The organism is Aestuariivita sp. (assembly GCF_049276915.1).
In the GTDB taxonomy this organism is placed as follows: Bacteria; Pseudomonadota; Alphaproteobacteria; order Rhodobacterales; family Rhodobacteraceae; genus Aestuariivita.
This window is the reverse complement of sequence record NZ_JBASXK010000001.1, coordinates 1-11518: the sequence shown is the minus strand read 5'-3', so window position 1 is coordinate 11518 and position 11518 is coordinate 1. Positions and strand designations below refer to the sequence as shown.

Sequence of the window (11518 nt, the reverse complement as noted above, 5' to 3'; positions counted from 1 at the left end):
ACCGATGGACGCAACTGGAATACCCATGACCCGAAACGACACCGCCGCACCCCGAACCTCCCGTGCCACGGCCAAGGCCGAGCGGCGGCAATCCCTGATTGACGCCACGATCTCCTCCATCGCTCTGTACGGCCTCTCGGGCACGACCCTGGGCCGCGTGACAGAGATCGCGGGAACCTCGGTCGGGCTGGCGAATTTCTACTTCGACAGCAAGGAGGCGCTGTTCGAAGCGGTGCTGCAACAGCTTGCCGATGCCGAGCGCGCGCTGTGGCAACAGCAAAATTCCAATACCGCCCTGACACCGACAGAGCGGCTGGTCGCGCTGGCCGACGCGCGGTTCGATGCCCGCTGCTGTGACCGCCGGTCGCTTGCGGTGTGGTTCGCCTTCTGGGGCGATGCCGGCGCGCGGGAAATCTACCGCCGGGTGGTCGAGGACCGGGATGAAGAGCGGCTGCAAGCCACCGTCGCCATCATCGAGGCGCTGAATGCGCAAGGTGCAAGCGCGGGCGCTGGCCGAACCGGCAGGGACCCGCGCCAGATCGCACTGGGGCTGGAGGCGCTCTATGACGGGCTCTGGCTCAACCACCTGCTTTACCCCAGCGATTTCCGGCGGCTGCAATGCCGCGCCACGGCGCGCGATCATCTGGCGGCCCTTTTTTTCGACCCTGACGCCGGGGATCGGCCCAACGACCGAACGACACCCCAAGACACACCGCAGAAAGGGACCTGAGCCATGGCTCGCGAACCTCGCTATGATATCCTGTTCGAACCTGTCCGCATCGGGCCGGTGACAACCCGCAACCGGTTCTATCAGGTGCCCCATTGCACCGGCATGGGCTGGGTCCGGCCGCGCACGCTGGCCGAAATGCGGGGGGTCAAGGCCGAAGGCGGCTGGGGGGTGGTCAATACCGAATACTGTTCGATCCATCCCGCTTCGGACGATCAGTTGCATATCTCTGCCACCCTTTGGGAAGATACCGATATCCGCAACCACCGGCTGATGACCGACAAGGTCCACGCCCACGGCGCGCTTGCCGGGGCGGAACTGTGGTTCGGCGGGTCGCGCACCGCCAATATCGCCACCCGGCTGGTATCGATGGATGTGGCCAGCCGGCCCAATGGCGTCGGCCACCCGTTCCAATCCCGCGCGATGGACAAGGAGGATATCCGCAATCTGCGCCGCTGGCACCGCAACGCCGCGTTGCGCGCCAGGGCCGCCGAATTCGATCTGGTCTATGTCTATGCCACGCACGGCTATCTTCTGGCCAATTTCCTCAACCCCGAGACCAACACCCGCAGCGACGAATACGGCGGCAGCCTTGAAAACCGCACCCGCCTTGTGCGCGAGTTGATCGAAGAGACCAAGGAGGCCGTGGGCGATCGGTGCGGCGTTGTCGTCCGTTTTGCCGCCGATGCCGAGGCTGACGAGGACGGCAAGCCGATCTTTGGCGAACGGCAGGAGATGTTCGCCATGATGGCCGAGATGCCGGACCTGTGGGACATTAACATCGCGGACTATTCGCTTGAAATGGGGCCATCGCGATTTATCAAGGAAGGCGCGCTCGAACCCTACATGGCCTGGGTCCGGTCGGTCACGACCAAGCCCATAGTGACCGTCGGTCGCTTTACCTCGCCCGATACGATGGTGCGCTGGGTGAAATCGGGGCTGACCGATCTGATCGGGGCCGCGCGCCCCTCCATCGCCGATCCGTTCCTGCCCAAAAAGATCGAGGAAGGCCGCCCCGAGGACATCCGCGAATGCATCGGCTGCAACATCTGCTATTCCGGCGACAGCCTCTCGGTGCCGATCCGCTGCACCCAAAACCCTACCCTGGGCGAAGAATGGCGGCAAGGCTGGCATCCTGAGCGGGCGACGCCGCGGGGCAGTGATACACAGGTGCTGATCGTCGGTGCCGGGCCTGCCGGGCTGGAGGCCGCGCGCACGCTGGGCCTGCGCGGTTACCGCGTGGCGCTGGCGGAGGCCACCCGCGACCTGGGCGGTCGCGTGACCCGCGAAGCCGCCCTGCCGGGCATGCGCGAATACATCCGCGTGCGCGACTACCGCGAAGGCCAGATCGCCAAGATGCCCAATGTTGAGGTGTTTCGCGAAAGCCGTCTTGCGCCCGAAGATATCCTTGAATTCGGCGCCGATCATGTCTGCATCGCCACCGGTGCGCGCTGGCGGCGGGATCTGTTCACCGGCAAACGGTTCGAACCCATTGCCGAGGACGCCACCCCGGTTCTGACGCCCGATGACATCATGGACGGCACGCTGCCCACAGGGCCTGCGGTGATCTATGACGCCGATGGCTACTACATGGGCAGCGTGATGGCAGACAGGCTGCGCGAGGCGGGGATCGAGGTGACGCTGGTGACCCCCCATGACCGCGTGTCGCCCTGGGCCGAAAACACCGGCGAAGGCTGGCGCATTCCGGGCCATCTGATCGCGCAGGGCGTGCGGCTGGTCACGGCGCAGGAACTGACGTGGTTCGACGGGGCCAAGGTGACGCTCTCTTGCGCCCATAGCGGAGCTGAAACGACGCTTGCCGCCGAATGTCTGGTCGTGGTGGGCCAGCGCGCGCCGGTGGACGATCTCTATACCGCCCTGCGCTACGCCCCTGACGGGACGCATGCGGACCTGCCCTTCACCCTGACCCGGATCGGCGATTGCGAGGCCCCGGCGATCATCGCGGCAGCCACTTACGCCGGGCACCGCTATGCGCAGGATCTGGACCGCGCTGTCGATATCGACCTGCCGCTGCGCCATGACAAGGTGGATGTCGGCACGATGGACGAACCCGTGGGCATGGTGCGGGCGGCGGAATGAGTGTCGTGGTGCAGCGCAATATCATGATCGGAGCAGGACTGACCTTCGTCTTGGCCCTCGCCATTGCGCTCGCCGCGCTGGCGGACGACGTCACCTTGTCCCGGACGGCTGCGGCCACGCCCGATTATGCCTCTTGCAGCAGTTGCACCGCCCGCCATCAGAACCGCCACCCGCAGGCCCTGAATCTGCCGGGCACCGCCGCACAGGAGACGTCGCCATGACAGCCCGCACCCCGGCCAATCCGGTCACCGCCGCAGAACTGGACGCGGCCCTTGCGGATGTGCTGGCCGCCCCGCGCGCGGCGGGGGGCATTCGCATGCTCTGCGCCCGCCCCAAACCCAACAAGCGGGACTTTCCGGACCGGTTGACCCTGTCGCGCGACGGCGGCGTGACGGGCGATTTCGAAATGTCGCGCCCCTGGCTCGAACTGCCGGACGGCGGCCCGGATCCGCGTATCCAGGTCTCGGTCATGTCCGCCCGCGTGCTCGATCTGGTCTGGCGCGAGCGCGATTACATCGCCCATCCGGGCGATAACATCGTGGTGGATATGAACCTGACCGAAGAAAACCTGCCCACCGGCACGCTGCTGCAGGCGGGCACGGCGGTGTTGCGCGTCAGCGATGTCCCGAACGAGGGCTGCGCCAAGTGGAAGGTCCGCTGCGGCCGCGCCGCCTATGACTGGACCAGCCCGCCGGACCGGGCGCATCTGCGCCTGCGGGGCCTGTTCTGTTCCATCGAACAGGATGGCGTGGTGACTTTGGGCGACGCGCTGCGCCGTCTTTAATAATGGCCGCCTCTGACAACGAAAGGGTACCCAGATGAAGACCTACCGCGATATCGCCGCCGCCTTGGCCCTGCCCCGGGGCGCGCTGATCGATGGCGACTGGCTGGAGCCGGGGGCGGATACTTTCGCCTCGCTCGATCCGTTCACCGGGGCCGAAATCGCCCGCCTGCCCGCCTGTGGCCTGCCCGAGGTAGACCGCGCCGTGGCCGCCGCCCGGCGGTCGTTCGAGGCGGGCGTCTGGTCCGGTCTGCACCCGGCCGAACGCAAGGGCATCCTGTGCCGCCTTGCCGACCTGATCCTGCACCACGCCGAGGAACTGGCGGTGCTGGAGGCGCTCGATGCAGGCAAGCCGGTGGCCGATTGTCTGGGGATCGACGTGCCCGAAACCGCCAAGGCGATCCGCTGGCACGCCGAAGCGCAGGACAAGCTCTACGACCAGATCGCCCCCAGCGCGCCCAATGCGGTGGGCCTGATCGTGCGCGAACCCGTGGGCGTCGTCGCCGCTGTGCTGCCGTGGAATTTTCCGCTGATGATGCTGGCATGGAAGCTCGGTCCGGCGTTGGCCACCGGCAATTCGCTGGTCGTCAAGCCTGCGGAAAACACCAGCCTTTCCACCCTCCGGGTGGCCGAACTGGCGCTGGAAGCCGGGGTGCCGCCCGGCGTGTTCAGCGTGGTGACGGGGCTTGGCGGCGTGACCGGCGAAGCGCTGGCGCGGCATATGGATGTGGATGCGATTACCTTCACCGGATCGACCGCCGTGGGCCGCCGCATCCTTGAGGCCGCCGCCCAGACCAACCTCAAGGAAGTGTGCCTTGAAATGGGCGGCAAGAGTGCGGCTGTGGTGCTGTCGGATGCCGATCAGATCGAGCGGATTGCGGCCATTCAGGCCAATGCCATCTTCTGGAACATGGGCGAAAACTGCACCGCCAACAGCCGGATCATCGTCCACAAGGACCGCCATGACGATCTGGTCGCCGCCCTGGCGGCGCAAACGGCGGACTGGGCCCTGGGCGATCAGTTGGACGAAGGCACCCGCCTTGGCCCGCTGGTCAGCGACACGCATTTCAAGAAGGTCACCGGTCTGGTGGACCGTGGTAAGGCACAGGGCGCCCGCGTCGTCACTGGCGGGCAGGGGGCGGGCGGGCTGCTGTTCCAGCCCACGATCTTTGCCGATGTCTCGGCGGAGATGGATATCTTTCAACAGGAAATCTTCGGCCCCGTGGTGAGCGTCACCAAGGCCGACAGCGATGAAGAGGCGGTGGCCCTAGCCAACCAGTCCGACTACGGCCTGGCCGCCACGCTCTATACCCGCGACATCGGCAAGGCGCATCGCTATGCCCGCAAGCTGCGGGCCGGGACCGTGGGCGTGAACGCCTATTCCGAAGGCGAGATCTCGACCCCCTTCGGCGGCTTCAAGGCTTCGGGCTTTGGCGGGCGCGACAACGGCATCCACGCGCATGACCAGTACACCGAACTCAAGACGATCTGGATCGACCTCGACGGCTGAGGGGCCGCGAGGGCCCACCAGCCGGAATATCACCCCAATAACCCCCGGAGGATGACATGACACGCACCGCACTGACCCTGACTGCCCTCGCTGCGAGCGCCCTGCTGGTCGCTGTCCCCGCACAGGCCGAACGCATGTTCGTGACTGAACAGATGTTTCAGGACACCCATGTCGGTAGCTGCATCGTCTACACCGGCCCATCTGAAGGGCGGCAATGCTACGGCGCCGATGGAACGACGACCTATGACGATGTGGAATATGGCCAGGATACTGGCACTTATACCTTCATCGGCAACCGGATGTGCGTGACATACACCGAAAGCCCCGAGGAAAGCTGCGCCCCCTGGGCCCGCGACGGCGACGTGTACACCGATGGCGAATATAGCTGGACCATCGAATAGGCGACCCGCCCGCCAACGGGCCACACCGGTCCGCACTCGTACCCGGAGCGCCCATGACCCAGACCTCCACACCCGGCCCGCTTGCCGCCTGCCGGATTGACCCTGACGCAGCGCTGATCCCGCTCGATCTGGCGCCCGAGGATTTCCAGTCTGCCCTGCCCAGGCAGCACTATCACCTGATCTTCGAGGACGCGGCGATCGGCCTTGCCGTGGGCATCTGGGACACCACGACGATGCAGGAAGCCTTCGGCCCCTATCCGGGGGACGAATACATCACCGTTCTGGACGGCACCTTTGCCATCACCGACGGCCAGGGCGGGGCCGTGACAGGCAGGGCGGGTCAGGGCGCCACCTTTCGCAGCGGCATCCCGGTCAGCTGGAGACAGGAGGGCTACCTGCGCAAGGTATACCTGACCCTGCTGGCCCCCGAGAGCGAGCCACCTGCGCTGGCCTCTGCCGAAGGCGGGGTCCGAGTCATGGATCCGGGCCACCAGCCCGAGGGCCGCGAAGTGATCTTCTTCAATGATGCCGGATCCATGACGGTCACCGCCTGCCGCCACGACGCGGCCAATCTGCCACCGCAGCCCGCCGGGGCGCACGAGCTGTACCGGGTGTTTAGTGGCCGGATCAGCCTGATCACGGACAGCGGCACCGCCGAGGATTTCGGCCCCGATACGCATTTCTTCCTACCCGCAGGCACCGTTTGCGAGCGCAGGATCGCACCCGGCACAGTGGCCTGGCATGTGCATGTCGTCCCGCATCCCGCAGCCTGAAACAGGAGAACCGCCCCCGTGACGCTTCCCTCTCATGCCCGCATTGTCATCGTCGGCGGTGGCGTCATCGGCTGTTCCATCGCCTATCACTTGGGCAAGCTGGGCGTCCGTGACGTGGTTTTGCTGGAGCGCGACAAGCTTACTTCGGGAACCACATGGCATGCAGCGGGGCTGATCGCCTCGGGGGGCATGTCCACCGAAACGCTGATCTGGATCGAGCAATACACCCGCCAGCTTTACCTTGATCTTCCCGCCGAAACTGGCCTGTCCACGGGCTTTCGCCAATGCGGGCACATCCATCTGGCCTGTGATCCCGATCGCCGCGAAGTACTGCGCCGTGACGCCAATTTCGTCCGCACCCAAGGGGTCGAACGGTTCGAACTGTCACCCGCCGAGATCAGGGACAAGTTTCCCCTGATTGAAACGGCGGGCATCCTGTCGGGCTTCTGGACGCCCACCGATGGCCGCGCCAACCCGGTGGATGCCACCATGGCGCTGGCCGCAGGCGCGCGGGCGCGGGGCGCCTGGATCGTCGAGGGCGCGCCCGTGACCGATTTCGTCCGTAAGGGCAGCCGCGTCACCGGCGTCGTTACCCCGCAGGGCACTATCATGGTCGGACAGGTGGTGATCGCCACCGGCATGTGGTCGCGCCAGCTTGGGGCCCAACTTGGCATCCGGGTACCGCTTCAGGCCGCCGAACACTATTACCTTCTGACCGAACCGCTGGCGGGCGCGCATCCCGATATGCCCGTTGTCGAGGATCCCTCAACCTTTACCTATGTCCGCGAGGAAGGCGGCGGCCTGCTCTTTGGCCTGTTCGAACCCGAAGGGGCCACCTGGAACCTGAACGCCATCCCCCAGGACGCGAGCTTTTCCACCCTGCCGCCTGACTGGGACCGGATGACACCCTTCCTGGAGGCTGCGTTCGAACGTTACCCGGTAATGAAAACCGCCGGGATCAAGACCTTCTTCTGCGGCCCGGAAAGCTTTACCCCCGACGGGTCCTACCTGCTGGGCGCGGCGCCCGAGGTGGACGGCGTGTTTCTGGCGACCGGCCTCAATTCGCTGGGTATTTTGTCGGCTGGCGGCGTCGGCCTGCTGGCCGCCGAACTGCTGACTACGGGTGCCGCGTCGCAGGATATCACGGGCCTTGATATCGCCCGCACGCGGCCCCATCAGGCGACGCGGGCGTTTCTGGGCGCGCGTATCCCGAAATCGCTGGGCTATACCTTTACCTACGCCCCGCTGCCGCATTGGCACCACAAGACGGCGCGCGGCATGCGGCGGCTGGCCCTGCACGATCGATACGCCGCCATGGGGGCCTATTTCAACGAACTGTCGGGCTGGGAGATGCCCTACTGGTTTTCCCCCGACGCGCCGCCGCCAGCGGTCGATGATGCCTCTCATGCCCGCCAGCCGTGGCACGAACTTTCGGCACGCGAACACCATGCTACACGCACCGCAGCCGGGATTTTCGACAAGAGCTTCATGGGCAAGTTTCTGGTGCAGGGCCGGGACGCCCTGACCGTGCTGAACCGGGTGAGTGCGGCCAATATCGATGTGGCCGTGGGGCTGAACGTCTATACCCAATGGCTGAACCATCAGGGCGGGATCATCAGCGACCTGACGATCACCCGCACTGGCGAGGCGGAGTTCCTTCTGGTAACGGGCGATATCCTGCAATCGACGACCATCGCATGGCTTCGCCGCCAGACCCGGGCAGACGAGGACTGTACCGTCGCCGACCTGACCTCGGCCTACACGATCCTGTCGCTGCAAGGCCCCCGGTCGCGCGACATTCTGGCAGCCATGACGGGGGCGGACCTGTCCACCGCCAAGGTACCGTTCCGCGCCAGTTGCATGCTGGATATCGGCCCGGTGCCCGTGCGGGCGATCCGCGTCACCTATATGGGCGAACTGGGGTATGAGCTGTATATCCCGACGGAGTATTCCCACGCGGCCCACGATGCCCTGCTGGACGGCATGCGCGCGGCGGGGGTGGAACCGGTGCATTGCGGGATGATGGCGCTGGAGTCTCTGCGGCTGGAAAAGGGCTACCGCGATTTTGCTGTGGATATCGACAACACAGACACGCCGTTGCAAGCGGGTCTGGGTTTCGCGGTGAACTTCAGCAAAGCCGATTTCATTGGCCGCGACGCGCTTCTGGCGCAAAAGGCTGCGGGGCCGTTGACCCGTCGCATCGTGCAATTCCTGCTGGCGGACCCCGGCCCACTCCTCTTCGGCAACGAGCCCATCCTGTGCGACGGGCGCGATGTGGGGTACATCCGGGCGGGGGCCTTCGGGCCCACGCTGGGTGCTTCTGTCGGGCTTGGCGTGGTCGAGCATCCGGGCGGCGTCACCGCCGAGATGCTGCGCGCGCACCGCTGGGAGATCGAGGTGTGCGACGCGCGTATCCCGGCCACCCCGTCGCTGGCCCCCCTCTATGACCCGAAGAGTGAAAATGTCCGCCAGTAGCCCCCGCTCGCATGTCATCGTCATCGGCTCAGGGATGGCGGGCCTCGGGGCTGCCCGCGTGTTGCACGATGCGGGCCTGCGCGTCACCGTGATCGAGGCTCGCGACCGGATCGGCGGGCGCACCCACACCAGCCATCTCTGGCCCGACCTGCCGATGGACATGGGCGCAAGCTGGATCCACGGCACCAAGGGCAATCCGGTGACCGCGCTGGCAAAGGCGCAGGGCCTGACGATCACCCCCACCTCGTACAAGCGGGCCATCAGCTTTGATCAGGACGGTCATCCCTTCGATTTCGGCAAGGCCGTCAAGCGGGCGCTGACGCTGGTGGACGCCGCGCGCAAGCGGTTCTACGACGCCGATGCGGACCTGTCGGTGCAAGCCGCCGTCGAGGCCAGCCCCGCTTGGCAGGCCATCCCCCCCCGGGACCGCGCCGCCCTGCGTCTGGCGATCAACACCCGGATCGAGCACGAGTACTCCGGCGACTGGAGCCTGCTGTCGGCGTGGAATTTCGATCAAGACAAGGATTTCCCGGGCAAGGAGGCCGTAGTGACCCCCGGCTTTGGCGCGATCCTGTCCGATCTGGCCAAGGGGCTGGACCTGCATCTGGGCGAACCCGTCACCGCCATCGCCCCCGCAGGTGCGGGCGTTTCGGTCACCACGGCCAGGGGCACCCACACCGCCGATGCCGCCATCGTCACGCTGCCGCTGGGCGTTCTGCAATCGGGACAGGTCCGGTTTGACGAGGCTTTGGGCAAGCGGCGTCAGCGCGCCATCGACGCGCTGGGCATGGGATTGCTGAACAAATGCGTGCTGCGCTTTGACCGGGTCTTCTGGCCGCAGGACGTGGACTGGATCGACTACGTGAACCCGGTCGAAACCCTTTGGGGGGACTGGACGAGCTACCTGCGTGCCACAGGCCAACCGTTGCTTGCCGCCTTCAACGCCGCCCGCATGGCCGAAACCGTCGAGGCATGGGACGATGCCACAACCGCAGCCTCGGCGCTGGAAGCTTTGCGTGCGATGTACGGCGGCTCGGTTCCTGATCCGGTGGGCTATCAGATCACCCGCTGGAGGCGGGATCCCTTCGCCCTTGGTTCGTATTCGTTCAAGGCGGTGGGCAGCAGCCGCAAGGACCACAAAGCGCTGTTTGGTCCGGATTGGGATGGCCGACTCTGGTTTGCGGGCGAGGCCACCTCGACCAATTACCCGGCAACAGTTCACGGTGCCCTGATGACGGGTAGGCAGGTAGCAGACGCAATGCTTCTATCCGCAATTCGGGACCAACCATGAGAGGCGCTCTATCATTGAAGGGACTGTTGCGTTGTCCTTAAATCGGGAGTGGACAAAACATGGGGGTCATGCGACGCGTTTCTTGTTTGCGACGGTCAGCCGACCTTCGAGAACTGCGGCCCTTGTGGCGAGTGCCTGTCGCGTTGCCCTTAAATTCGGCACACGGCGCGTTGGGCGGGAGTGGGCAAAACTTGGTGGTCGTCGTGGTAGGGTAAGATTTCTGAACAAGGCGGGACCCACCATGGATGTGAGCATTTTTGTCGAGACGACGTTTGACGATGGAGAAACCAAGAGGCGCAATATCGGTCGACTTCGCCGTGCTCCGGACGAGTTTGGTTCCGAGAATTTGGGCCTTCTCCTCGACGAAGCAAAGACCTTGTTGAGGCGCTTGCAGGAAGCGATTGTGCAAGATCAGGTCGGTGAAGCAATAGAGGCTCACCGGAAATGCGATGGCTGTGCCAAACACCGCGCGATTCATGATGATCGAGGCCGTATTCTCGACACTCTTTTCGGGCGAATTCGGGTGAAGTGGCCAAGGCTTCGGCGCTGCTTGTGCCAACCGGCGGGGGTCGCGAAATCTGGGCCGCAATCACCACGTGCCGGGCTGTTCTCTGACCGAACGACTCCAGAACTTCGGCGCCTGCAGGCTGAATTGGGGGCCAGGCACTCCTTTCGGGAAGCCGCTCGATTGATCGAAATGTTCCTGCCCTGTTCGGCTCAGTCGAACACGACCGTTCGAAATCGCTTGGGTCGCATCGCCGACGAGCTAGGCCACGACGACGCAAGCCCAGGAGACACGGATACAATCGCGCCGCGCTCACCACTAACCGTTTTCCTGGATGGTGCGCACATACGATGTCGGCCTGAATACCAGAAACGCCACCTGGAAGTCGTGGTCGGTAAGGTTGAAAGCCTCAATATGAGCCGGCGGTTTGGCCTCGTGCAGCAAGCCGCCAGTTCTCCTGCAAAGCAACTCCGACATGACCTGATTGCGCAGGGCTGGGACGGTCAGAGCAAAGTGACCGTGATCTCAGATGGCGAACCTGCACTGCCAAATTTGGTAAGGCGTGCCGTTCGAGGTCGCGTCACCCACATATTGGACTGGTGGCATATCTCGATGCGGGTCAAGCACATTGAAAATGCGGTGCGGGGACTTCTTCAATTGAAGGGATTTTCAGGGTTGCCGCTACTCTTCGAACGACCTGCCGATACACTGCGTTGGTACCTTTGGCACGGCAAAGTGATGACCGCCGCGACAATCCTCAAAGTTCTTCAGATCGATTGCGATCGTCTGCACGCCGAAACCCGAGAATTACGAGAAGCGGCCAAGCGCGTCAGAGCGCGGTGCCAGGACCTGTATTCCTACCTTGCGAACAACTTCGACGCGCTCGTAGACTACGGCCATCGACACCGGAATGGCCTCGCAGTTTCGTCGTCTCGGGCGGAAGGCTGTGTTGATG

The 11518-nt window shown here is 64.8% G+C and carries 10 protein-coding genes; all 10 read left to right on the top strand.

Annotation, left to right across the window (positions count from 1 at the left end):
• The first annotated feature begins 25 nt into the window (after window positions 1-25).
• Window positions 26-730 (top strand): TetR family transcriptional regulator C-terminal domain-containing protein, encoded by a 705-nt coding sequence (locus WAO69_RS00050; RefSeq protein WP_422175463.1) that lies wholly within the window; start codon window positions 26-28, stop codon window positions 728-730.
• A gap of 3 nt (window positions 731-733) precedes the next feature.
• Window positions 734-2827 carry an FAD-dependent oxidoreductase gene (locus WAO69_RS00045; RefSeq protein WP_422175461.1) on the top strand — a complete coding sequence of 698 codons (2094 nt, stop codon included), beginning with the start codon at window positions 734-736 and terminating at the stop codon, window positions 2825-2827.
• The gene (locus WAO69_RS00040) at window positions 2824-3048 is read left to right on the top strand and encodes a hypothetical protein (protein ID WP_422175459.1); all 225 of its coding nucleotides are present in this window, start codon (window positions 2824-2826) and stop codon (window positions 3046-3048) included. Before WAO69_RS00045 ends, WAO69_RS00040 begins: the two co-directional genes overlap by 4 nt.
• The gene (locus WAO69_RS00035) at window positions 3045-3611 is read left to right on the top strand and encodes an MOSC domain-containing protein (protein WP_422175457.1); all 567 of its coding nucleotides are present in this window, start codon (window positions 3045-3047) and stop codon (window positions 3609-3611) included. The genes WAO69_RS00040 and WAO69_RS00035 overlap by 4 nt, the downstream gene beginning before the upstream one ends.
• Before the next feature lie 34 nt (window positions 3612-3645).
• On the top strand, window positions 3646-5118 hold the full coding sequence (locus tag WAO69_RS00030; RefSeq protein ID WP_422175455.1) for an aldehyde dehydrogenase: 1473 nt from the start codon (window positions 3646-3648) through the stop codon (window positions 5116-5118).
• 56 nt (window positions 5119-5174) lie between these two features.
• Window positions 5175-5519, top strand: coding sequence for a hypothetical protein (locus WAO69_RS00025; RefSeq protein ID WP_422175453.1), 345 nt, complete (start codon window positions 5175-5177; stop codon window positions 5517-5519).
• A gap of 53 nt (window positions 5520-5572) precedes the next feature.
• Window positions 5573-6292: a hypothetical protein gene (locus WAO69_RS00020; protein ID WP_422175451.1), complete on the top strand. Its 720-nt coding sequence runs from the start codon at window positions 5573-5575 to the stop codon at window positions 6290-6292.
• Window positions 6293-6310: 18 nt separating this feature from the next.
• The gene (locus WAO69_RS00015) at window positions 6311-8767 is read left to right on the top strand and encodes an FAD-dependent oxidoreductase (RefSeq protein ID WP_422175449.1); all 2457 of its coding nucleotides are present in this window, start codon (window positions 6311-6313) and stop codon (window positions 8765-8767) included.
• Window positions 8754-10058, top strand: a complete 1305-nt coding sequence (locus WAO69_RS00010) for a flavin monoamine oxidase family protein (RefSeq protein ID WP_422175447.1) — start codon at window positions 8754-8756, stop codon at window positions 10056-10058. The genes WAO69_RS00015 and WAO69_RS00010 overlap by 14 nt, the downstream gene beginning before the upstream one ends.
• 241 nt (window positions 10059-10299) lie before the next feature.
• A partial coding sequence (locus WAO69_RS00005) for an ISKra4 family transposase (RefSeq protein ID WP_422175445.1) occupies window positions 10300-11518 on the top strand: 1219 nt, incomplete at its 3' end.